The organism is Serratia sp. JUb9 (assembly GCF_014298095.1).
GTDB classification, from domain to species: Bacteria; Pseudomonadota; Gammaproteobacteria; order Enterobacterales; family Enterobacteriaceae; genus Serratia_B; species Serratia_B rhizosphaerae.
In genome coordinates, this window is record NZ_CP060416.1 from 2,049,992 (window position 1) to 2,070,664 (window position 20,673).

The 20,673-nt window shown below is 59.4% G+C and carries 23 protein-coding genes; 5 read left to right on the forward strand and 18 right to left on the reverse strand.

Annotated features, from left to right (window positions below; genetic code table 11):
* The first annotated feature begins 184 nt into the window (after window positions 1-184).
* Together flgK and flgL are read left to right on the forward strand one after the other, a co-directional pair.
* Window positions 185-1,834 carry a flagellar hook-associated protein FlgK gene (gene flgK, locus HF675_RS09700; RefSeq protein WP_187044509.1) on the forward strand — a complete coding sequence of 550 codons (1,650 nt, stop codon included), beginning with the start codon at window positions 185-187 and terminating at the stop codon, window positions 1,832-1,834.
* A 16-nt stretch (window positions 1,835-1,850) separates the two neighbouring features.
* Window positions 1,851-2,816, forward strand: a complete 966-nt coding sequence (gene flgL / locus HF675_RS09705; RefSeq protein WP_105231578.1) for a flagellar hook-associated protein FlgL — start codon at window positions 1,851-1,853, stop codon at window positions 2,814-2,816.
* A 181-nt stretch (window positions 2,817-2,997) separates the two neighbouring features.
* Here flgL and fliR read toward each other — a convergent pair whose 3' ends face one another.
* The 13 genes from fliR to fliF all read right to left on the reverse strand — a co-directional run bounded on the left by fliR (window position 2,998) and on the right by fliF (window position 13,720).
* Window positions 2,998-3,780 (reverse strand): flagellar biosynthetic protein FliR, encoded by a 783-nt coding sequence (gene fliR / locus HF675_RS09710; protein WP_105231577.1) that lies wholly within the window; start codon window positions 3,778-3,780, stop codon window positions 2,998-3,000.
* A gap of 2 nt (window positions 3,781-3,782) precedes the next feature.
* The gene (fliQ, locus tag HF675_RS09715; RefSeq protein ID WP_105231576.1) at window positions 3,783-4,052 is read right to left on the reverse strand and encodes a flagellar biosynthesis protein FliQ; all 270 of its coding nucleotides are present in this window, start codon (window positions 4,050-4,052) and stop codon (window positions 3,783-3,785) included.
* A 48-nt stretch (window positions 4,053-4,100) separates the two neighbouring features.
* A complete protein-coding gene (gene fliP, locus HF675_RS09720) occupies window positions 4,101-4,889 on the reverse strand; it encodes a flagellar type III secretion system pore protein FliP (RefSeq protein ID WP_232251561.1) in 789 nt (262 codons plus the stop codon).
* Entirely contained in the window at window positions 4,886-5,281 is a 396-nt protein-coding gene (gene fliO, locus HF675_RS09725; RefSeq protein ID WP_111736889.1) for a flagellar biosynthetic protein FliO, read from the reverse strand. Before fliO ends, fliP begins: the two co-directional genes overlap by 4 nt.
* Window positions 5,278-5,694: a flagellar motor switch protein FliN gene (fliN, locus tag HF675_RS09730; RefSeq protein ID WP_105231574.1), complete on the reverse strand. Its 417-nt coding sequence runs from the start codon at window positions 5,692-5,694 to the stop codon at window positions 5,278-5,280. Before fliN ends, fliO begins: the two co-directional genes overlap by 4 nt.
* The gene (fliM, locus tag HF675_RS09735) at window positions 5,687-6,691 is read right to left on the reverse strand and encodes a flagellar motor switch protein FliM (RefSeq protein ID WP_015672814.1); all 1,005 of its coding nucleotides are present in this window, start codon (window positions 6,689-6,691) and stop codon (window positions 5,687-5,689) included. The genes fliN and fliM overlap by 8 nt, the downstream gene beginning before the upstream one ends.
* 6 nt (window positions 6,692-6,697) lie before the next feature.
* Window positions 6,698-7,186, reverse strand: coding sequence for a flagellar basal body-associated protein FliL (gene fliL, locus HF675_RS09740; protein ID WP_187044510.1), 489 nt, complete (start codon window positions 7,184-7,186; stop codon window positions 6,698-6,700).
* Between the two features lie 162 nt (window positions 7,187-7,348).
* Window positions 7,349-8,527 (reverse strand): flagellar hook-length control protein FliK, encoded by a 1,179-nt coding sequence (locus tag HF675_RS09745; RefSeq protein WP_187044511.1) that lies wholly within the window; start codon window positions 8,525-8,527, stop codon window positions 7,349-7,351.
* The gene (gene fliJ / locus HF675_RS09750) at window positions 8,524-8,970 is read right to left on the reverse strand and encodes a flagellar export protein FliJ (protein ID WP_105231572.1); all 447 of its coding nucleotides are present in this window, start codon (window positions 8,968-8,970) and stop codon (window positions 8,524-8,526) included. Before fliJ ends, HF675_RS09745 begins: the two co-directional genes overlap by 4 nt.
* A 20-nt stretch (window positions 8,971-8,990) precedes the next feature.
* Complete coding sequence (fliI, locus tag HF675_RS09755; RefSeq protein WP_187044512.1) at window positions 8,991-10,355, reverse strand: flagellar protein export ATPase FliI; 1,365 nt, start codon at window positions 10,353-10,355, stop codon at window positions 8,991-8,993.
* Window positions 10,352-11,056 (reverse strand): flagellar assembly protein FliH, encoded by a 705-nt coding sequence (fliH, locus tag HF675_RS09760; RefSeq protein WP_105231570.1) that lies wholly within the window; start codon window positions 11,054-11,056, stop codon window positions 10,352-10,354. Before fliH ends, fliI begins: the two co-directional genes overlap by 4 nt.
* Window positions 11,049-12,041 (reverse strand): flagellar motor switch protein FliG, encoded by a 993-nt coding sequence (fliG, locus tag HF675_RS09765; RefSeq protein ID WP_105231569.1) that lies wholly within the window; start codon window positions 12,039-12,041, stop codon window positions 11,049-11,051. The genes fliH and fliG overlap by 8 nt, the downstream gene beginning before the upstream one ends.
* Window positions 12,038-13,720, reverse strand: coding sequence for a flagellar basal-body MS-ring/collar protein FliF (fliF, locus tag HF675_RS09770; protein WP_187044513.1), 1,683 nt, complete (start codon window positions 13,718-13,720; stop codon window positions 12,038-12,040). The genes fliG and fliF overlap by 4 nt, the downstream gene beginning before the upstream one ends.
* A gap of 270 nt (window positions 13,721-13,990) precedes the next feature.
* Here fliF and fliE point away from each other — a divergent pair, with 270 nt between their 5' ends.
* Window positions 13,991-14,305 (forward strand): flagellar hook-basal body complex protein FliE, encoded by a 315-nt coding sequence (fliE, locus tag HF675_RS09775; protein ID WP_187044514.1) that lies wholly within the window; start codon window positions 13,991-13,993, stop codon window positions 14,303-14,305.
* 348 nt (window positions 14,306-14,653) lie between these two features.
* Window positions 14,654-15,103 (forward strand): PaaI family thioesterase, encoded by a 450-nt coding sequence (locus HF675_RS09780; protein WP_105231566.1) that lies wholly within the window; start codon window positions 14,654-14,656, stop codon window positions 15,101-15,103.
* A 70-nt stretch (window positions 15,104-15,173) separates the two neighbouring features.
* Here the strand turns inward: HF675_RS09780 and HF675_RS09785 are convergent, their stop codons facing one another.
* Window positions 15,174-15,626, reverse strand: coding sequence for a GNAT family N-acetyltransferase (locus tag HF675_RS09785; RefSeq protein ID WP_187044515.1), 453 nt, complete (start codon window positions 15,624-15,626; stop codon window positions 15,174-15,176).
* A gap of 501 nt (window positions 15,627-16,127) precedes the next feature.
* On the opposite strand from HF675_RS09785, the gene lpxO reads away from it, so the two are divergent.
* A complete protein-coding gene (gene lpxO, locus HF675_RS09790; RefSeq protein WP_187044516.1) occupies window positions 16,128-17,036 on the forward strand; it encodes a lipid A hydroxylase LpxO in 909 nt (302 codons plus the stop codon).
* A 46-nt stretch (window positions 17,037-17,082) separates the two neighbouring features.
* Here the strand turns inward: lpxO and HF675_RS09795 are convergent, their stop codons facing one another.
* The 4 genes from HF675_RS09795 to fliD form a co-directional block, all read right to left on the reverse strand.
* Entirely contained in the window at window positions 17,083-17,913 is an 831-nt protein-coding gene (locus tag HF675_RS09795) for a helix-turn-helix transcriptional regulator (protein ID WP_105231563.1), read from the reverse strand.
* A gap of 302 nt (window positions 17,914-18,215) precedes the next feature.
* Window positions 18,216-18,584: a flagella biosynthesis regulatory protein FliT gene (fliT, locus tag HF675_RS09800; RefSeq protein WP_105231562.1), complete on the reverse strand. Its 369-nt coding sequence runs from the start codon at window positions 18,582-18,584 to the stop codon at window positions 18,216-18,218.
* The gene (gene fliS, locus HF675_RS09805; protein ID WP_105231561.1) at window positions 18,584-18,994 is read right to left on the reverse strand and encodes a flagellar export chaperone FliS; all 411 of its coding nucleotides are present in this window, start codon (window positions 18,992-18,994) and stop codon (window positions 18,584-18,586) included. Before fliS ends, fliT begins: the two co-directional genes overlap by 1 nt.
* A gap of 30 nt (window positions 18,995-19,024) precedes the next feature.
* The gene (gene fliD, locus HF675_RS09810; protein ID WP_111736898.1) at window positions 19,025-20,422 is read right to left on the reverse strand and encodes a flagellar filament capping protein FliD; all 1,398 of its coding nucleotides are present in this window, start codon (window positions 20,420-20,422) and stop codon (window positions 19,025-19,027) included.
* Window positions 20,423-20,673 lie beyond the last annotated feature (251 nt).

Consider the following 20,673-nt stretch of genomic DNA (forward strand, 5'->3'; position numbering starts at 1 on the left):
CCTGGCAATAGGCTTTTAATAGCGATTCACCAACCCTGTCACGTATTTTCCACATGCCGCGCCGCCGTGAGTTTTCCCTCAAGTTCTTCGCCGCCCGGCCGATAACCCAGACAGGCTGGGCGGCGTCGTTCAGCAACCTGATGAAACCCTGTGGGCCTCCGGCGCCGCAGCACAAGGAATCTCTATGTCCAATAGCTTAATCAATACCGCGATGAGCGGCCTGAATGCGGCGCAGGTGGCGCTGAGCACCGTCAGTAATAATATTTCCAACTACAACGTGGCCGGCTACAACCGTCAGACCGCCATTCTGGCGCAGAACGGCGGTATGGGCACCATGGCCGGCTTTATCGGCAACGGCGTCACGGTCACCAGCGTGAACCGTGAATATAACCAGTTCATCACCAATCAGCTGCGTGGCGCGCAGAGCCAGGCCGGCGCCCACAGCGCCTATTATGAAAAAATTTCGCAGATAGATAACCTGCTGGCGGACAAAACCAACAACGTGTCGACCAATATGCAGGATTTTTTCACCAGCCTGCAGAACGTGGTCAATAACGCCGGTGATGACGCGTCGCGCAACACCGTGCTGGGCAAGGCCAACGGCCTGGTGAACCAGATCGGTAATGCCGATAAATATCTGCGCGATCTGGATGCCGGCGTCAATCAGCAACTGAGCGAAAGCGCGGTACAAATTAATAACTACAGCCAGCAGATTGCCCGACTGAATGATGAAATCACCCGCCTGCGCGGCAGCAGCGGCAGCGAACCCAACGCTCTGCTCGATCAGCGCGACCAACTGGTGACCGAGCTGAACCAAATCGTCAATGTGCAGGTGACGCAGCAGGACGGCGACACGTACACCGTCTCTTTCGCCAACGGCCTGACGCTGGTGCAGGGCAGTAATACCTATCAGGTGGAGGCTGTTCCCTCCAGCGAGGATCCGGCGCGGCTGACGCTGGGCTATAACCGCGGTAACGGCGCCAGCGAGATCCCGACCGGGCAGATTACCGGCGGCAGCGTCAGCGGCGTGCTGAAGTTCCGCAGTGAGGCGCTGGACGGGGCACGCAACCAGCTGGGGCAGATGGTGCTGGCGCTGGCCGACAGCTTTAACCAGCAGCACCGCGCCGGTTTTGATATTCATGGCGAACCGGGCGGCGATTTCTTCAGCTTCAGCGGCGGCCGGGTGGTGGGAAACAGTCGCAACAGCGGCGACGCCGAACTGAGCGTGAGCTATACCGATACCGGCAAAGTGCAGGCCAGCGATTACCGCGTCGAGTTTGACGGCAGCAACTGGCAGGTGACGCGCCTGTCGGACAACGTCAAAGTGAACGCCACCCCCGGCACCGACGCTGACGGTAAACCGACGCTGGAATTTGAAGGACTGCGGGTCGGCATCGACGGCACGGCCAATAAGAACGACAGCTTCACCGTCAAGCCCGTCAGCGATGTGGCCGGCAACCTGAAGGTGGTGATTAGCGACGCCGGCAAGCTGGCCGCCGCCGGCAGCGAGGACGGCGGTAGCGGCGATAACGACAACGTGAAAAAGCTGAGCGGCCTGCAGACGCAAAAGCTGGTGGACGGCAAGGCCACGCTGAGCGGCGCCTATGCCAGCCTGGTCAGCAACGTCGGCAACCAGACCGCCACGGCAAAAACCAACAGCGTTGCGCAGGGCAATATCGTCAAGCAGCTGACGGAACAACAGCAGTCGGTATCCGGCGTCAACCTGGACGAGGAGTACGGCGAACTGCTGCGTTTCCAGCAGTATTACATGGCGAACGCGCAGGTGATTCAGACCGCCAGCTCGATGTTCGATGCTCTCCTGTCCATCCGTTGATTGAGGAACCCAGACTATGCGTATGAGCACCAGCATGATGTATCAGCAAAACATGCAGAGCCTGACCGACCGGCAGTCTTTGTGGATGAAGTCCGCCCAGCATCTGTCCAGCGGCACCCGGGTGTTGACGCCGTCCGACGATCCGCTGGCGGCCTCGCAGGCGGTGATGCTGACGCAGTCCCAGTCGGAAAACAGCCAGTATGCGCTGGCGCGTCAGTTCGCCCTGCAAAGTATCACCATGGCGGAGAAAGTGACCGCCAGCGCCGCCGGCAGCATCAAGGATATGAAAGGCCTGCTGGTTAACGCCGGCGACGGCGTGCTGAGCGATAACGACCGCGCCTCGCTGGCGACTCAGCTGCAGGGGCTGAAAGATCAGCTGCTGGGCCAGGCGAACAACTCGGACGGCAACGGCCGCTATATGTTCGGCGGTTTTAAGGACGACCAGCCGCCGTTTGTCCAGCAGGACGACGGCAAGGTGGTGTATCAGGGCAGCAGCCGGGCGATTGAGCAGAAGGTTGACGCCAACCGCACCATGACCGTCGGCTATACCGGTGATGCGATCTTTATGTCGCTGACCAGCAACCCGAAGCCGGAGCCGGACGGCAGCGCGCCGGTGAGCAACGTGTTTGACAGTATCGATCTGGCGCTCAAGGCGCTCAATACCCCGCTGCAGGACGCCGACGACGCGACGCGTCAACAGGTACAGGCGGATTTGGACAAGGCGCAGCGCGGTCTGGATAACGCTTACAACAACGTGCTGACGGTCAATTCCAAGCTGGGTACGCAGATGCAGGAAATTGAGACGCTGGATAATATCGGCAAAGTCCGTGATACGAACAATCAGGTCCAGATGAGCGCGCTGGTCGACGTGGACGTTGTCGAGGCTATCTCGTCTTATTTCCAGCAGCAGGCCGCGCTGCAGGCTTCGTATAAGACCTTCGGCGATATGCAGGGCATGTCGTTGTTTCAGATGAATCGCTAACGCTGACCATTGTGCGCCGCCGGTTGGCGGCGCATGCCGATTTGGCTGCGCGAAAGGGAACGTCCCGTGCTGACGCGGGGCGACCATTCCCTTACAAACCGGGCGCAGTCGTTTGGCCCGTTGCTCTTTTTCCCACTAAGGTTTGGAGCAACGGGCTTTTTTTATGCGCGGAATCGGCGGGCTAACTGCGCATGCCGCTGAGCACATCCGCCAGCCGGTTAAACACTTCGCCGAACAGATGTTCACAAAACGGCGCCAGCATCGGCATCATCATGCCGAGCGTCAGGATGCCGATGGTCATGGTGACGGGGAAGCCGATCACGAATACCGACAGCTGCGGCGTGACGCGGTTGAGCAGCCCCAGCGACAGGTTCAGCGTCAGCAGCAGGCAGATCAGCGGCAGCGCCAGCATCACGCCGTTGATAAAGATCAGCGAACCGGCCTGAGTCAGCGCCAGGAAGCCGTTGCCGTTAAGGGGCCGAGTGCCGATCGGCAAGGTGTGGAAACTGTCCGCCAGCAGCGAGATCAGCCACAGATGACCGTCGAAGGATAAAAACAGCAGCATCGCCAGCAGATTGAGCAAGCGCGCCAGCACCGGCATATTCGGCCCGCCGGAGGGATCGAAGAAGGTGGCGAACGACAGGCCCATCTGCATGCCGATCACTTCGCCGGCGGTGCGCACCGCGGCAAAGGCGAACTGCATGGTCAGGCCGAGCGCCACGCCGATCAGGATTTGCTGCAGCGCCAGCCACAGGCCGGCGGCGGAGAAAATCGGTATCTCGCTGGCCGGCAGCGTCGGCGCAATCAGCATGACGATCAGCCCGCCCAGCCCCAGCTTCACTTTTTTACTGATTTGCTTTTCGCTCAGCAGCGGGGCGGTGGCGATCAGCGCCAGAATACGCAGCAGCGGCCAGAAATAGTGGCTGAGCCAGAGGGTGAACTGCGAGCTGTCGAGGTTGAGCATGGTTAACCGATAATGTTGGGCAGATTGCCAAACAGCGTGCGCATATAGTCCAGCAGCAGGTTGAGCATCCACGGGCCGGCGATAATGATGGTGGCGACCACCGCCAGGATTTTCGGGATAAAAGACAGCGTCATTTCGTTGATCTGGGTCGCCGCCTGCATGAGGCTGACCACCAGGCCGCTGACCAGCGCCGCCAGCAGCAGCGGGGCGGCCAGCGCCAGCGCGACTTTCATCGCTTCGACGCCCAGCGCCATTACCGATTCAGGAGTCATTGCGTTTCTCTCCGCATAGTGCGGCGCTGAGCGCCGGAGGGGACGGGGTCAGGAATAAAAGCTCTGCGCCAGCGAACCCAGCAGCAGCTGCCAGCCGTCGACCAGCACAAACAGCATCAGTTTGAACGGCAGCGAGATGGTGGCCGGCGGCACCATCATCATCCCCAGCGCCATCAACACGCTGGCCACCACCAGATCGATAATCAGAAAGGGGATAAACACCGTAAAGCCAATCTGGAAGGCGGTTTTTAACTCGCTGGTGACGTACGCCGGCAGCAGGATGCGCATCGGCACCGCTTCCGGGCCGGCCAGCGGCGGCTGATTGGCCAGCCGGGCATACAGCGCCAGATCGCTCTCCCGCGTCTGGCGCAGCATAAATTCGCGCAGCGGCTGCGCGCCTTTTTCCATGGCGGCGTCGAGCGCGATCTTGTCCTGGCTGAACGGCAGGTAGGCGTCCTGATACACCTTGTCGAATACCGGCGACATAATAAAGAAGGTCAGAAACAGCGTCAGTCCCAGCATCACCTGATTCGGCGGCGCGGTGGGGGTGCCCAGCGCGTTGCGCAGCAGGCCGAGCACGATAATGATGCGGGTAAAGCTGGTCATCATCAGCAGCATCGCCGGCAGGAAAGTCAGCGAAGTCAGTAGCACCAGCGTCTGCACCGACAGCGACCAGCTCTGGCCGCCGCCGGCGAGCGGCTGGCTGATAAGGCCCGGCAGTTGCGCCAGCGCCGGCGGGCTGATCAGCAGCAGGGCGGTGAGCGCCGGCGCACAGCAGCGGCTCAGACGGGTGAGGCGCGTCGGCGACGCGCAGGAAGGGCGTTGGGGTGCATTCATGCCGATTTTTCCGGGCGTTGCAGGACATTGCGTATCAACTGGCGAAAATCCGCCGGCGGCGTGGCGCTGGCGGCATCAGGCGCGGCCGGCGGCGCGCTCAGGGTATGCAGCGGGGTGATGTGCTGCGCGGTGACGCCCAGCACCAGCCAGGTGTTGTCCACTTCCACCACCACCACGCGTTCGCGCTGGCCGACCTGGCAGCTGGCGCGCAGATTCAGCAGCGCGCCGCGGCGTTTTTGCGGCGTAAAACCCAGGCGGCGAAACAGCCAGCCCGCCAGCACGATCAGCAGCAGCACGCCGCCGAGCGCGCTGCTGACCTGAGTCAGCACCGAACCGGCCGGCAAGACTGGTTCGGCAGGCTGGCTGGTGTGGGTCTGCACGGTCGCGCTCATCGGCTCAGGCGCCGCATGCGTTCGGACGGGGTGATGATATCGGTGATGCGGACGCCGAACTTATCGGCCACCACCACCACTTCGCCCTGGGCGATCAGATAACCGTTGATCAGAATATCCAGCGGCTCGCCGGCCAGCCCGTCCAGCGCCACCACGGAACCCTGCGACAGGCGCAGCAGCTCTTTGATGGTCATTTTGGTGCGGCCTAGCTCCACCGTCAGTTTGACAGGAATATCCAGAATCAGGTCGATGTCCTGCAGACTGCCGATGGCATCCTGCGCCTCCAGCGTTTTGAACACGCCTTCGGTGGTGACGCCCGGCTTTTCCGCCGCCTGTTGTTCGTTAAACGCGTCAGCCCACAGGGAGTCGGCGGATTCCTTTTCTTCGCCAGACGGTTGTTTCGGGTCACTCATTGGGCCGTTCCTCACTCAGAGCATGCAAAATAGGGTTAATCAAATGTTCAACACGCAGGGCATATTGCCCGTTCAGGGTGCCGTATTGGCTGGTCAGCACCGGCACGCCGTCGACATGAGCGATCAGGCGTTCCGGTTTGTCGATCGGCAAGACATCGCCGGGCTGCAGCTTCAGCACCTTCGACAGCCGCATCGGGATGTCGACAAAGTTGGCGATCAGCTCCAGTTCAGAGTGTTGCACCTGCTTCGCCAGCGTTTCGCGCCAGCGGTTGTCCTCCTGACGTGAATTCTCCAGCGGCGGATTAGTCAGCAGTTCGCGCAGCGGCTCAATCATCGAGAAGGGGATGCAGATGTTGAATTCGCCGGTCAGCGCGCCGATCTCCACCTGGAACGGCGTGGTGACCACGATATCGTTCGGCGAGGTGGTGATATTGGTGAATTTCACCTGCATCTCGGCGCGGACGTATTCCACGTCCACCTTATAAATCGCGCTCCAGGCGTCGCCGTAGGCGTCCAGCGCCAGCCGCAGCATGCGCCGGATCACCCGCTGTTCGGTCGGGGTAAACTCGCGGCCTTCCACTTTGGTCGGGAAGCGGCCGTCGCCGCCGAACAGGTTATCGACGGCGATAAACACCAGGCTGGGGGCGAACACGAACAGCGCGGTGCCGCGCAGCGGATTCAGATGCACCAGATTCAGGTTGGTCGGCACCGGCAGGTTGCGGGCGAATTCGTGATACGGCTGGATCTTGATCGGGCCGACGGTAATGTCCGGGCTGCGGCGCAGCAGGTTAAACAGCCCCATGCGGAACTGACGGGCAAAACGTTCGTTAATGATTTCCAGCGCCTGCAGACGTTCACGCACCACCCGGCGTTGGGTATTGGGATCGTAAGGCTTGACCTCGCTCTCGTTGCCGACCATCGCCGCAGGTTCATCGCCTGAGCTGTCGCCGTTGAGTAATGCGTCGATCTCCGCCTGAGAAAGGATACTGTCGCCCATAGTGGATTACCGCAGGATGAAGGCGGTGAACAGCACATCGCTGACCACCTGATTGGGTTGGCCGTTAACCAGCGGCGGGCTGAGCACTTCTTTGATCTGCGCCACCAGCTGCTGTTTTCCCTGTTCGTTGGCCAGCTGCGCGGCTTCCTGACGGGACAGCAGTATCAGCAGACGGCTGCGCACCTCCGGCAGAAAATCGTTCATCCGGCGGCGCGTCGCCTCATCCGGCAGCCGCAGCGTCAGGCCGATGTAAAGCACGCGGTCGGGGTTGTTGTCCGGCGTCAGCAGATTGACGGTAAAGGTGTCGAGCGGCATAAATACCGGCGCCGCCGGCGGCTGCGGTTTGGCTGCGGCGGTGCCGTCGCCGTGGCCTTTTTGTTGCAGCAGCCACCAGCTGTAACCCGCCGCACCGCAGGCGGCGACGGTGATCAGCAGCAACAGGATGACCAATAGCGGGCGCTTTTTCGGCGCCGTTGGCAGGGTATTTTGTGACATTACTTAATCAAATTCCTGTTATTGGCACGCGCAGAGCTCGCCCGTGCGTCCCCCTGACAAATAGGGGAGATAAAGATGGCGTTATTATCCCGTCTATCCCGGCATGCAATAGCCTGAATAGACGGGGAAAAACGTGTCAGCTTCGGCGTTTGCCGCGCTGCGTCAGGCGAAGATATCGACGCCGTCAACCGCCCGCGCCAGCGCCTGCAGGGTTGGCGGAGCGGCCGTCGCTTCCGCCGGCAGATCCGCACCGCCGTGCTGCTCACGGTAGGAAGGCGACCGGCCGTGCTCCTGTGAGGCCTGCTGCTGCGACTGTTGCGGCGTCGCGTCGCCGCCAACGCTGCTCTGGCCCAGATTGATGCCGCTTTCCGCCAGCGCATGGCGCAGATGCGGTATGGCGGCTTCCGCCGCGGCGCGCACCTGACCGTGCGCCGAGGCGATGTGCAGCTGCGCCTGCTGATCGTCCAGCTTCAGCGTAATCTGCAGCGACCCCAGTTCCTGAGGATGCAGGCGCAGTTCGGCGCTTTGCTGGCCGCCGCGGTGGAACATCAGCACCTGCTGGCTTAATGCCTGCTGCCATTCTGGGCTGCCGAGCGGCGCGTTCAGCAGCGGCGCGGCCGGAGCCGCTACCGCCGCTGCGGGCTGTGATGCGGTGAACTGCGGGGCTGGCGTCATGGCGTGCTGCGGCGCCGGCGACGATGCGCTATCGGTACTCAGCGGTACGCGATCGGCGGTGAAGAGGTCCGTTTTGATCGCCAGCGGCGCGGCGTCGGCCTCGCTATTTTGCGCTGCCGGCGTCTGACGAGGCGTTACCGGCGTAGCGACGCGCTCGGCAGACGGCGCGGCATCGTCATGCAATGCGCCGATCAATGAGACCGCCGGGGCGGACGGCCTGCCGGGGGGGCGGTTATCCGCGGGCGCTGGGACGGCGCGTTGTTCATCCGGCTGCGGTGCCGCAATCGCCGGCAGCATAGCCAACAGCGCCTGTAAGGTAGCGGCATCCGGCGCGTCATGGGTTTTCAGTGCGGATACGGTCGGGGGTTCCGACGTATCATCCTGCGCCACCGCCGCGTCGGCCGGCGCTCGTGCGGTGAGGTTCGCCAGCGTTTCGAACTGTTCCGGGACGTTCAGCAGTTGGCTGAGCGCACCATCGCCCGGCGTCGGCTCCGCATCGGCGGCCAAAGGCTGCGGCACGCCCGAGCGCTGTCCGGCGGGGCGAAAACGCTCGCCGAGCAGCTGCGCGAACGCCGATGACAGCGCATCGTTATCGGCAGCCGGCACCAGGCCGTCGGTTGCGGCGTCGCCTGCCGGCGTGAGGCCGGGCAGAAGGGTGAGGTTCATAGGTTACTGTTCCTGTGTGAACGACGTTGAGCAAACTCATCCATCAGTTTTTGGTCACGTTTATTTTCCCGCTGCTGTTCGGCGTGCAGCGCGCGCGTATGCAGGGTGTCGAAGGCGTTCAGCCGCTGCCGTTTGTCCTGCCACTGTTTCATCGCCTGTTCCACTTTCTGGCTCCACTGTTGTAACTGCTGGCGATGCTGGCTGATGGCCTGTTCCAGCGTGGCGATAAACTGCTGATAGTTTTGCCAGCTGGCGGAACCCATGCCGTGGCTCAGCGTGGCGTTGAGTTTTTGCCGGTATTCATCCTGGTAATTAAGCAGCATGGAAAGCTGCTGCTCCGCCGCCTGCTGCGCCTGACGCGCCTGGCCCAGCTGCTGAGTGGCCTGTTCCACCGCCTCTTGCGCCAGGTCGCGCAGCGTCAGCAGTGGCGAGTCTGATTTCATCGTGCCTGGCTCCCGTGTGGTTAAACGATCAGCTGTTGCAGTTGCTGGCAGGCTTCGTCATAGCCGCTGCGTTCGAAAATGCCCTGCTGCAGATAGGCCTCCATCTGCGGATACAGCGCCATCGCCTTGTCCAGCAGCGGATCGCTGCCGGCCGAATAGGCGCCGACGCTGATCAGGTCGCGGTTACGCTGGTAGCTGGCCAGCATCTGTTTGAAATCGCGCACCCGACGGTAGTGCTCCTGGTCGATCAGCGCGGTCATCGCACGGCTGATGGACGCTTCGATGTCGATGGCCGGATAGTGGCCGGATTCCGCCAGCCGGCGCGACAGCACCACATGGCCGTCGAGAATGGCGCGCGCCGAATCGGCAATCGGATCCTGCTGGTCGTCGCCTTCGGTCAGGACGGTATAAAAGGCGGTGATGGAACCGCCGCCGCTGATGCCGTTGCCCGCGCGTTCCACCAGCGCCGGCAGCTTGGCGAACACCGACGGCGGGTAGCCTTTGGTAGCCGGCGGTTCGCCGATCGCCAGCGCGATTTCCCGCTGCGCCATGGCGTAGCGGGTCAGGGAGTCCATAATCAGCAGCACGTGCTGACCGCGATCGCGGAAATCTTCGGCAATGCGCGTGGCGTAGGCGGCACCCTGCATCCGCAGCAGCGGCGACACGTCGGCCGGCGCGGCGATAACCACCGAACGGGCGCGGCCTTCGGCGCCGAGAATATTTTCGATAAAGTCTTTCACCTCCCGGCCGCGCTCGCCGATCAGCCCGACCACGATCACATCGGCCTGGGTATAGCGCGCCATCATGCCGAGCAGCACGCTTTTACCCACCCCGGAGCCGGCAAACAGCCCCATGCGCTGGCCGCGGCCGACGGTCAGCAGGCCGTTGATGGTGCGCACGCCGACGTCCAGCACCTGTTCGATCGGTGTGCGCTGCAGTGGGTTGAACGGCGCGGTGGCCAGCGGCGCGCGATAGCCGGTCTCCGGCACCGGCAGACCGTCGAGCGGTTTGGCGCCGCCGTCCAATACCCGGCCGAGCAGGGCGGGGCCGAGCGGCAGCTGTTTGCCGGCGCTTTGCCCCTCCGGCGCCAGACGGGCGTACACCCGCGCGCCGGGCACGATGCCTTCCACATCTTCCAGCGGCATCAGAAACAGGTGCTGGCCGTTAAAACCGACCACTTCGCTTTCCACTTCCTGGATCTCGCCGGCGCAGTGCCGCTCTATCAGGCAGGTGGCGCCGAGCGGCATCTGCAGGCCGGTGGCTTCCAGAACCAGCCCGGTGGCGCGGGTCAGGCGGCCGTAACGGCGCACCGGCGGCGCATGTTGAATGCGCTGCTCCAGCGTATCCAGCGCGCTGAGCCAGCGGCTGAGGCGGGGCGTCGTCATACGTCCCCCGGCGCCGCCAGGCGGCAGATTTCGTGCCAGCGGGTGGCCAGGCTGGCGTCGAGATCGCCTTCCTCAGCGCTGACTTTGCAGCCGCCGGGGTGCAGATCGCCGTCGGCCAGCAGCCGCCAGCCGTGTAGGCTCAGGGTTACGCCGAGCTGCTGCTCCACGCGCGGATAATCATCGGGATGCACACGCAGCTGCGGCTTGCCGCTGAACATCGGTTCTTGCTGAATCAGCTGTTGGATCTGCGCCAGCAGGGCGGTGCCGTCGCAGACCGGCGGCTGGCCGAGCACCTGTTTGGCGGCAGTAAGCGCCAGCTGCATCAGGCGTGCGGCGATCACGCTGTCCAGCGCATCCAGCGTATGCTGGAATTCGCCGACCATCTGCCGCCACTGTTCGGTCAGCGGCTGCTGCTGCTGTTCGCCCTGTTCGATGCCCTGCTGGCGCCCTTCAGCAAGGCCTTGCTGATAGCCTTCCTGATAGCCCTGTTGCCGACCTTCGTCATGGCCCAGCTGATGGCCCTGCTGCTGCGCCTGCAGGCGCAGCGCTGCCAGATGCTGCCGCTCGCTTTCCGCCTCATCAGGCGTCGTGTCCGCCGGCATCGGCGCGGCTTCCGTCGCGTCCTCCTCCGGCGGCATCGGCGTCGCTAAATCGTTAAGCTGCCACGGCTGCCAGGCGAGTGGGGAGCTGCTGTCAGACATAGGTATCCTCGCCGCCGCCGATAATCATTTCGCCGCTTTCCGCCAGACGACGGACGATCAGCAAAATTGCCTTCTGTTCGTTTTCCACCTGCGACATCCGTACCGGACCACGGTTGGCCAGATCGTCGCGCAGAATGTCGGCGGCGCGCTGCGACATATTCTTGAGAAACTTCTCGCGTAGCGGCTGCTCCGCGCCTTTCAGGGCGATCAGCAGCGACTCGCTTTCCACGTCCTGCAGCAGGCGCTGGATGCTGCGATCGTCGACTTCCACCAGGTTTTCGAACAGGAACATCTCGTCGATGATCTTCTGCGCCAGCTCGCCGTCGTAGTCGCGCATCGCGTCGATCACCGCCTCTTCCTGATGGGTCTTCATCAGGTTGATGATTTCGGCGGCGGTGCGCACCCCGCCCATTTTGCTGCGCTTGAGGTTCTGGCCGTCGAGCAGGTTGTTGAGTACTTCGGTCAGCTCCGCCAGCGCCGCCGGCTGCACGCCGCCGAAGGTGGCGATTCGCAGCATCACGTCGTTGCGCAGGCGTTCCTCGAACTGCGCCAGAATATCCGCCGCCTGGCCGCGTTTCAGATGCACCAGAATGGTGGCGATAATCTGCGGGTGTTCGTCGCGGATCAGGTCGGCAGCGCTCTGCGGCTCCATAAAGTTGAGCGTTTCCATCCCGGAGGTGGTTTCCCGCGATTCGAGAATATCTTCCAGCAGGCTGGAGGCGCGCTCTTCGCCCAACGCCTTTACCAATACCGAACGCAGATAGTCGCTGGCATTGACGCTGAGCGCGGCATACTGCTCGGCATCGTCCTCAAACTCCGTCAGAATATCGCCCAGCTGTTTGTGCGATACCTGCCGCATGCTGGCCATGGTGCCGCTCAGCTGTTGCACTTCGCGCGACGAGAGGTGTTTGAATACCTCGGCGGCGCGGTCTTCTCCCAGCGTCATCAGCAGGATGGCGCTTTTTTCTGTACCTGTCAGACTCATAATTCGTTACTCATCCATTGGCGGATTACCAGGGCGATGATGCGCGGATCTTTATCCGCCAAATCGCGGATGCGCTGGCTCTGAACTTCGGCGCTGACGCGCTGCTGTGAACGCCTGCGCTGCACCAGTTCCTCATTGCTGGGGTTGCTGCCGCCTTCGGCGGCGTGGGCCGGTGCGGCTGTGGCTGCGGCGGTGGCCTGCTGTTGCGCCTGACGGTTTTGCCACTGCGGACGCACCAGTTTGCGCCACAGCAGCCAGGCAATCAGCGCGATCAGCAGATAGCGGCCGGCGTTCAGCAGTTGATCGATAAAGTGCTGCGACTGCCAGAACGGCAGTTCGCCGCCGCCGACCTCTACATCACTGAACGGCGAGTTGACCACGTTCAATGAGTCGCCGCGCGCGCTGGAGTAGCCCATCGCCTCGCGCACCAGCGATTCCACCTGCGCCAGCTGCGCTTTGTCCATCATGACTGGCTTACCGTCTTTATCCGTGCCGAGGGTGTTGACCACCACGGCCACGGACAGGCGCTGTACCGTACCGGCCTGGTGCTGGGTATGGCGGATGGTGCGGTCGACTTCGTAGTTGGTGGTTTCATCGCGGCGGCTGTTTTGCGGCCCGCTGACGGCGTTGTTGCCAGCATTGGTTTGCGCCTTGGTCTGGGCATCGGCGTTATTGGCCGGCGGCGTTTCAATCGGCGCAGCAGGCGCTGCGCTTGGCTGATTGGAGAGTGCGCCCGGCACGCCGCCCACCTGCGGGCCGCCGATCTGGTCGCTCTGGCTCAGCTGACGCGAGCGGATGGCGGCCTTCTCCGGCGTTGGGTTGGGCTGGTACTGTTCATCGGTCTGTTCACGGGTAGCGAAATCAATCTGTGCGGTTACCTGCGCCCGTACGTTGGCGCTGCCGACGATCGGCGCCAGAATCGCTTCAATGCGGCGCTGGTAGCGGCTTTCCACTTCGCCGGCGTATTTCAGCTGCGCGGCGTTAAGATCGCGCCCGCTGCCGTCGGACTGCGTCAGCAGCCGGCCGGCCTGATCGACCACCGTCACGTTGCCCGGCGGCAGGCCGGCCACGCTGCTGGCGACCATATAGACGATGGCGTTGATTTGGCCGTCATCCAGTGCCCGGCCCGGTTGCAGCGTCAGAGTGACCGAGGCGGAAGGGGATTTTTGCTCACGCACAAACAGCGACGGCTTGGGCAGCGCCAGATGCACCCGCGCATTCTGCACCGGCCCCAGCGATTCGATGGTGCGCGACAGTTCGCCCTCCAGCGCCCGCTGGTAATTAATCTGTTCGCTGAACTGGCTGATGCCGAATTTTTCCTGATCGAGCAGTTCAAAACCGACGGCGCCGCCTTTCGGCAGCCCTTGCTGCGCCAGACGCAGACGGGTTTCGTGCACCTTATCGGCGGGAACCATCAGCGCCGCGCCGTTATCGGCAAAGCGGTAGGGGATGTTCATCTGCGTGAGCTGCGTGACGATCGCGCCGCCGTCCCGGTCGTTCAGGTTGCTGTACAACACGCGGTAATCCGGACTTTTCACCCATAACAACAGCGCCACCACGATGGCTATCGCAGCGGAGGCTGCAATCAGCAACGGGATTTTAGGATTGGCGCGCAGGCGGTTCCACTGGGCCTGAAGGCCATTTTCACGGTTTTCACCGCTGGTGATTGAGGCGCTCATGCTGGCCCCTTACCTGGCTGAACAAAATGCTTAGCGTTGTGTGGTGACAAAACAGACTCCATGATGCACATAACTTGACGGGTTAAAACTGTCCCCATTTTGGGCATGCCATTATTTGCCCCGGACGATGATTTTGATGGCCCGATAAGCCGCGTTTTTTGCAGTTAATTAACCGCTTTAGCGGCAAAAGCCTGTGCTAGGGTGTGCATCATCAAAATTGTGTCGGGCGTACAGCAACCCGGTGACGATAACCACTAACAGGGGAACGGAATGGCGATTCAGGGGATTGAAGGCGTGCTGCAGCAGTTGCAGGCAACGGCGCTGCAGGCCGGCGGCTCAGGCGCGGCGCAGCCGGCGAAGGGCGTCAGCTTCGCCGGTGAGCTGAAGGCCGCGCTGGGTAAAATCAGCGATAACCAGCAGGCGGCGCGCAAACAGGCGCAGGATTTTGAGCGGGGCGTGCCGGGCATCAGTCTGAATGATGTGATGGTGGATCTGCAGAAATCATCGGTGTCGATGCAGTTGGGTATTCAGGTGCGCAACAAGCTGGTGGCGGCGTATCAGGATATTATGAATATGCAGGTGTAGCGGGATAAGACGGCTGACAGATGGGTGATGCCATGGCAGGAAAGGTGAGAGTCCCAGATAATAAACCGTCCGCTGGTCGGCGCCGCCACTCGGTGGCGGAAATAGTCGCTTGGCCCCACTGCGCACATCTTTTCTTTGGGTTAACTCACGCATTTATGGCATAAGCCGTTTTTCTTGAACGCACCGAAGTTGCCTGTGCCCCTTACTGTTTTTTATGGCCATTCTGGATGATTCGAACGTGTTAAAAAGAAACTGGTGATTGTTTTTTGCTCAACTATCCTAAGTATGAAAGTGAAATAATTTTTATGTATTTTCCAGAGTACTCTTTCATAACTGGAGGTGGTTGCCATGCAGAACGATCCCTACTTTTTACGCGTAGTTAAAGGTGACGTTATTCTGTCGCAGGTCTCAAAGATGTTGGGATGGAAATTCGTCCACTATGATGATGATGCGATGAAAGTTCAGGTGGAGTACGACGCAGAACAGGTGTTGACCAATCCGCTGGGTTGTATTCAGGGAGGGATCCTGTCGGCAATGCTGGATGATGCGATGGGGCCGGCGGTCTATATTACGCTGCCGACGCCGCTGCTGGCGGTAACGATTGAATCAAAAACCAGTTTTATCAGTCCGGCGCAGCCGGGAAAGATCAAAGGCATTGGCAAAATAGTGCGCAAGACAGGTTCCATCGTGTTTACCGAGGGTTTTTTGCATAATGCCGAGGGCGATCTGATTGCAACAGGCAGCGCGACATTCAAACTGGGTAAGTACGGCAGGATGCCGATTCCCTGGCAGGGGTAGGTGATTTTCTGGCGCCGGCCGGCGGCATAGAGTGAGCCGGCGTCATAATATGTTGATTAATCAAGTTGAACTATAATTTCAGCGTATAAATACGCGAGCTTTCTCCCCACGGATGGTAGCCGATGCCGTTGGAAACGAACTGCAGTTTTTCGTAAAAGCCTGTCAGGTCGCTGCACAGGTGCAATTGAGTAAACCCCAGCGCCCTGGTCTGCGCCGCGATATGCTGAATCAGCCGGGTGGCGTGCCCCTGGCCGCGATGCTGTTCTTCAATAAACAGCGCGCATAGCCAGGGATAAAGCTCGCCACGGCTGATAAAATCATTGGTGATTAACCCTGCACAGCCGATAACTTCCTGATTCTGCATCAGCAGATACCACTGCGGCAGCGGATTTTCAGCGTTGATGGCATGGATAATGGCATCGCGGTACATCATTATCGTTTCTGGCGTGGCCCACTGGCGTTGAAAATAGGCGATGGCGGTTTCGGCTAACTCCGGGTGTTCCCGTACGGATATTATTTTCATAGTAAGCAGCAGGATTAATGTGTTATTTGAAATGGCATTCTAATTGAAAATTGTTATGCATGGAATTAAAACACGATATTTTTGGCTGCAAGGTGATTTTCATCGACTTATTAAATATTCGCGAAGAAAAAAAACGACAGGCGATGGTTATTTAAAATGTAATGAATTAAAATATCGGCGTTATTATTTGATGCAGTTAACACAGGGAACAGTATGAGTTTAAAAAGTGAAGCCGGATGGCGTAGAATAAGTTTTGTGATAATAGCTATTCTGATTGTATTAATTTATCTCATGATTACACAGTAACCGTTTACGCGGCCATGGCGACATGGCCGCTTGCCTTCTCCGCCGTTAACTGGCCCGCCGTCGACGTGAGATTAGCGGCTAAAAACTATTTGTTTAACATTCATTTAACTAAAAGGCACAAAATAATTAAATTTTTTTGGGCGTGAAATTATAATTCCTGCGATTTTGACAGAACGACTCTATAGGACGGATTCTATGGTTGCAGTAATTATCATCGGCATTTTTATTATCAGCTTTATTTACGCCCACTCCCGCGGGCAGGAAAAACAAAAAGTTAGCAGACAACTTTTCGATCACTCCACCTTTATGGGGCCGATCAACATGTTTATGACCGGTTTCTCCTGCCTGCCGGCCAAACAGCCTTACTTTGCGCCGCAGACTTTTCCCGAGCTGCAGCACCTGACTGACAGCTGGCAGGTGATTCGCGAGGAAGCCCTGCGTTTGCAGGACCATATCAAGGCGGCGCAAAGCCACAACGACGCCGGGTTCAATACCTTTTTCAAGCGCGGCTGGAAGCGTTTTTACCTTAAATGGTATAGCGATACCCATCCTTCGGCGTTGGAACTGTGTCCCAACACCGTGGCGTTGCTAAACCAGATCCCGTCGGTTAAGGCGGCGATGTTTGCCGAGTTGCCCGCCGGCAGCCATCTGGGCAAGCACCGGGATCCTTATGCCGGATCGGTGCGCTATCACCTGGGGCTGGTGACGCCGAATGACGACCGCTGTTTTATTGAAGTGGATCGCCAGCGCCACAGCTGGCGTGACGGTCAGGCGGTGATTTTTGACGAAACCTACGTGCACTGGGCGCAAAACGGCACGGATCAGACGCGCATCATCCTGTTTTGCGATATCGAGCGGCCGATGAAATGGGGCTGGGCGCAGGCGGTGAACCACTGGGTCGGCAAGACGCTGATGTCGGCGGCCAGTTCGCCTAATGACGAACAGGATCGCACCGGTTTTATTAACCGTATTTTCAAATACGTCAATGCAATCCGCGATGCAGGGCAACGGCTGAAAAAACGCCACCGTCGCGGCTATTATCTGCTGAAATGGCTGGTTATTGCCGCCGTCTTTGCCGCCATTATTATCCCGAGCCTGAGTTAAGCCATCACGCCACTTGCCCTGTCCTAGGGCAAATGGCGTGATGTTCTCAGCCGGTCGCCGCCTCCATAACGCGCTGATGCCCGCGGATGGCGGTGGGGGCGAAACCGAAGCGTTTGCGGAAACGCTCGGCAAAGCGGGAGGCGCTCTCATAGCCGACGTGTTGGGCAATGGCGGAGATCGGCCAGTCGGTGGATTGCAGCAACGCCAGCGCGCTGCTCATGCGCACGTCGATCATCAGGTTGCGCAGAGCGGTATTTTCTGCTGACAGCTTACGCCGCAGCACCACTTCGCTCATCGATAAACTGGCGGCCACCTTTGCCGCGCTCCAGATGCTGTGCGGATCGGTCGCCAGGCAGCGGCGTACGCGCTGCGTCAGATCTTTGACTTCGCCGTGGACAAATTTGATGCCGTATTGCGCCAGCCAGAGCAAAATTTCCAGCAGTTTATGGCGGGTGATCGCCTGAGGAAAACTGTGGTGTAACGTGAGTGCCAGGTGCGTGGTTTCAAAGCTGTGAATAAATCCGCAGGGGATATCCGGCAGCGTCCGGACGCCGGAAAACGCGCTGGCTGCAGATAAATCAACCGGCGCAGGCGAAGCGCTGAACAGCAACGGATCGCAGGTGATCAAATGGCAGCTGAAGCGGCCCTTATCGGAAATACTGTTAATAATGTCAACGGTCTGTCCGCCATCAATCAGCAGCAGATCGCCGGCGTTCGCCACCACTTCCTGCTGTTGCCAACGGATGCGTTTGCACCCCTCCTGGATCAGGTACAGGTGAGGTTGTTCGAAATACACTGAAGGGAGTAATAATTCAGTATGTTGAATAATATGCGCCGAGCTACCGATCCCGGGACAAAGATTAATTGTGCGTTCCATCGATATTCGCTTCGCAGCCAGTCTCTGAGAATATCTTTACGCGTTGCCGCCCATTGGAGCAACTTTTTTCCATACGCGGTGACGCGCAGTTCTGCTTATTTCCTGCCAAAAATTAATTTCCTGCTGAACAGAAAACGTCCATGTCGGGATGATATTTATCCATTGTTTTTCCCGCCGGCTAAACGGCGTCTGCCAAAGAAACCGTTGCCACCGTGAATAAAGTAAACAGGATAAACGAAAACCGTGCCGGACGTTAAAGCGTTATCAACGCTGCGGCCTGCGGCGGGAATCGGGTAGGGCGATTATGGGTTCTGCGGCTCCCCTAACAGCAGGGCGCGGTCGTGGAATTGCCCGTAGGCGGCGTTAACGGCGCTTTGCCGCGTTGACCGATCGATTAAAGACTTTAGCTCTGTCAGGCGCTGCTGCAATAAGGCGCGCAGTTGGGTTTCATTATCCAGAATCTGCTGCAGCTTATGGCGCAGCAGTTCCTGCAGCGCCATGGATGAAGCCATCACGTCAGAAAAGTCTGCGGTTTTTTCCACCGCGGTGACGTAGGTCAGCTCAAGTTCCACCAGGCGATCCCAGTCGCCGTTTTGCGCCAGCGCGAGCATTTGTGCGCTGAGGCCGGCAATGTGCTGATAGACGGATAACAGTTGCTGTTGGCGTTCCATTAAATGGCGTCCTGCGCGGGTTGATAATTGGGGCCAATCTGTCGCCAGGCGTCGGCGATATTTTCCAGCAGCTTCGCCACTTCGTCGAGCGCCTGCGGGTCGTTATGCAGATTAGCCTGCAGCAGACGGCGTTTCATATAGTCGTACAGCGCGTCGAGCTGCGCGGCGATCTCGCCGCCCTGCTGGTGGTCGAGCCCGCTTTTCAGGCCGTTGTCGATAATGTTTATCGCCTTGGACAACGCCTGGCCTTTACCGGTGATATTGCCTTGTTCCATCAGTATGCGCGCGCGCGACAGGGCATTTTGCGCCCCGTCGAATAGCATTACGATTAACTGATGCGGACTGGCGCTCATGACGCCGCTTTCTAAACCGACCTGTGCGTAGGCCTGTGTTCCGCTACGGTTATACATGCTGTTTTATTTACCTGTGGTTAATCTGTGTTAAGAGAACTGCTGAGTTAAGTAGTTACTGGTGCCGTTCAGTTTCGACATCATGGTGTCCAGCTGTACGAACTGTTGTTTATAGCGGTCGATGGTGTTCTGAATACTTTCCGTCACGCGGGTGATTTGCGTATTCAGCCGGTCAAGGCTGCTGTTGATGCTCTTGGTAGAGTTCTCAATAATGCCGCCGGCCTTGATATAGTTCTGGATTTCGTTATGAATCTCCGTCGCCATGCCGCTGTCTTTGCCGTTGCCGGCAAAAAAGTTCGCCACCTGATCCGGCTTTTCCTCAATCGCTTTTTTCAGTTTTTCACTGTCGACTTCCAACTTGCCGGTTTTGATATCGGTCTTGATGCCCAGGTTGCCGAGCCCCTTCAGCTCCGGGTTGTCCTGCGCGGCGCTCAGCGCGTTTTTGATCGATGACTGAATGCCGCGCAGGGTGTTGTCGCCCAGCAGCGCGCCGTTGCTGTTTGACTGCGCCTCGCCGCTTTTTACCGGCGTGTACTTGGTCAGCGAGTTAAAGGTATCCAGCAGGGAGTTGTAACTGTCGGCCCACTCTTTGATCTTATCGGCGGAGCCGCCTTTATCGGCTTCAATCACCAGATTCTGCGATTCGCCGGGCTTGGTGAGGGTTTTCAGATCCAGCGTCACGCCCTGCAGCGCATCGGAGATAGCGTTGGTGCTGCGCTGAATCTGCGTGCCGTTGATGGTGACTTTGGCATCCTGGCCTTTCACCGTTTCCTGCAGCGCGCCTTTGCCGCTGACGCCGTCGTAGTTCAGTACCGCGCCCAGTTTGTCGTCGTTATTCACCTGCACGGAGATTTTGCTCTCTGCGCCCGGGGTGCTGGCGCTGATGGCCAGTTTGTACTCATTATCACCGACGCGCATGATGCTGGCGTTGACGCCCGCCTTGGCGCCGTTGATGGCGTCACGCATCTCCACCAGCGAGGTCTGGTCGTCGCTGAGCGGGATGTTCACCGCTTTCGGCGGGTTGCCGGTGGTCAGGGTGAGGGAGCGGTCGCCGGCGCCGGTTGTGCCCAGCTTCTCCGTCTGACTGGCAATCTTGGCGTCGGTAGTCAGCGTTTGCGGCTGCGCCAGCTGGTCGACGGTGATGGTGTAGTTGCCCGGCACCGCTTTGGCGTTGGTGGTGACATTAAACTGATCGTGCTTGCTGGCGGTGGTATTGGTGAAAAACTCGGGTTTAGCCAGCTCTTTACTCAGGTTGTCGAACTTCTCCAGCGCGCCCTTCAGCGTGCCGTAAGCGGTCAGTTTGGCGTTGTAGCTGCTTTGCTGTGTGGTGTAGGGCGTCAGACGCTGCTGCTCCGCCTGGCTTAATTTGTCCAGTAATCCATTCAGATCCATGCCGGTACTGATGCCTAATGAACTGATCGATGCCATGGGTCGTGCTCCTTGGTTGATGTATTCGCTTATTGCGTTATCGGCCCAGCGGTGGAAAAGTTTATGCAAAAAAGCAAAAACCGATAGGGCAATAGAAGAGGGAAAAAGCGTGTTATTTGCGTCATTGGCCAGGCATGAAAAAAAAATAAAAAAAATCTAAAGGTTGCAAGGGCAACGCCGATACCTGAGTGGACGGTGATTGACGCCGTGGGCAACAGCCCGAACCTTTAATTGTGAATATGAATGACCCC

Coding starts and splice junctions, on each gene's coding strand:
- flgK (WP_187044509.1), top strand. CDS start 185: ATGTCCAATAGCTTAATCAATACCGCGATGAGCGGCCTGAATGCGGCG.
- flgL (WP_105231578.1), top strand. CDS start 1,851: ATGCGTATGAGCACCAGCATGATGTATCAGCAAAACATGCAGAGCCTG.
- fliR (WP_105231577.1), bottom strand. CDS start 3,780: ATGCTCAACCTCGACAGCTCGCAGTTCACCCTCTGGCTCAGCCACTAT.
- fliQ (WP_105231576.1), bottom strand. CDS start 4,052: ATGACTCCTGAATCGGTAATGGCGCTGGGCGTCGAAGCGATGAAAGTC.
- fliP (WP_232251561.1), bottom strand. CDS start 4,889: ATGAATGCACCCCAACGCCCTTCCTGCGCGTCGCCGACGCGCCTCACC.
- fliO (WP_111736889.1), bottom strand. CDS start 5,281: ATGAGCGCGACCGTGCAGACCCACACCAGCCAGCCTGCCGAACCAGTC.
- fliN (WP_105231574.1), bottom strand. CDS start 5,694: ATGAGTGACCCGAAACAACCGTCTGGCGAAGAAAAGGAATCCGCCGAC.
- fliM (WP_015672814.1), bottom strand. CDS start 6,691: ATGGGCGACAGTATCCTTTCTCAGGCGGAGATCGACGCATTACTCAAC.
- fliL (WP_187044510.1), bottom strand. CDS start 7,186: ATGTCACAAAATACCCTGCCAACGGCGCCGAAAAAGCGCCCGCTATTG.
- HF675_RS09745 (WP_187044511.1), bottom strand. CDS start 8,527: ATGAACCTCACCCTTCTGCCCGGCCTCACGCCGGCAGGCGACGCCGCA.
- fliJ (WP_105231572.1), bottom strand. CDS start 8,970: ATGAAATCAGACTCGCCACTGCTGACGCTGCGCGACCTGGCGCAAGAG.
- fliI (WP_187044512.1), bottom strand. CDS start 10,355: ATGACGACGCCCCGCCTCAGCCGCTGGCTCAGCGCGCTGGATACGCTG.
- fliH (WP_105231570.1), bottom strand. CDS start 11,056: ATGTCTGACAGCAGCTCCCCACTCGCCTGGCAGCCGTGGCAGCTTAAC.
- fliG (WP_105231569.1), bottom strand. CDS start 12,041: ATGAGTCTGACAGGTACAGAAAAAAGCGCCATCCTGCTGATGACGCTG.
- fliF (WP_187044513.1), bottom strand. CDS start 13,720: ATGAGCGCCTCAATCACCAGCGGTGAAAACCGTGAAAATGGCCTTCAG.
- fliE (WP_187044514.1), top strand. CDS start 13,991: ATGGCGATTCAGGGGATTGAAGGCGTGCTGCAGCAGTTGCAGGCAACG.
- HF675_RS09780 (WP_105231566.1), top strand. CDS start 14,654: ATGCAGAACGATCCCTACTTTTTACGCGTAGTTAAAGGTGACGTTATT.
- HF675_RS09785 (WP_187044515.1), bottom strand. CDS start 15,626: ATGAAAATAATATCCGTACGGGAACACCCGGAGTTAGCCGAAACCGCC.
- lpxO (WP_187044516.1), top strand. CDS start 16,128: ATGGTTGCAGTAATTATCATCGGCATTTTTATTATCAGCTTTATTTAC.
- HF675_RS09795 (WP_105231563.1), bottom strand. CDS start 17,913: ATGGAACGCACAATTAATCTTTGTCCCGGGATCGGTAGCTCGGCGCAT.
- fliT (WP_105231562.1), bottom strand. CDS start 18,584: ATGGAACGCCAACAGCAACTGTTATCCGTCTATCAGCACATTGCCGGC.
- fliS (WP_105231561.1), bottom strand. CDS start 18,994: ATGTATAACCGTAGCGGAACACAGGCCTACGCACAGGTCGGTTTAGAA.
- fliD (WP_111736898.1), bottom strand. CDS start 20,422: ATGGCATCGATCAGTTCATTAGGCATCAGTACCGGCATGGATCTGAAT.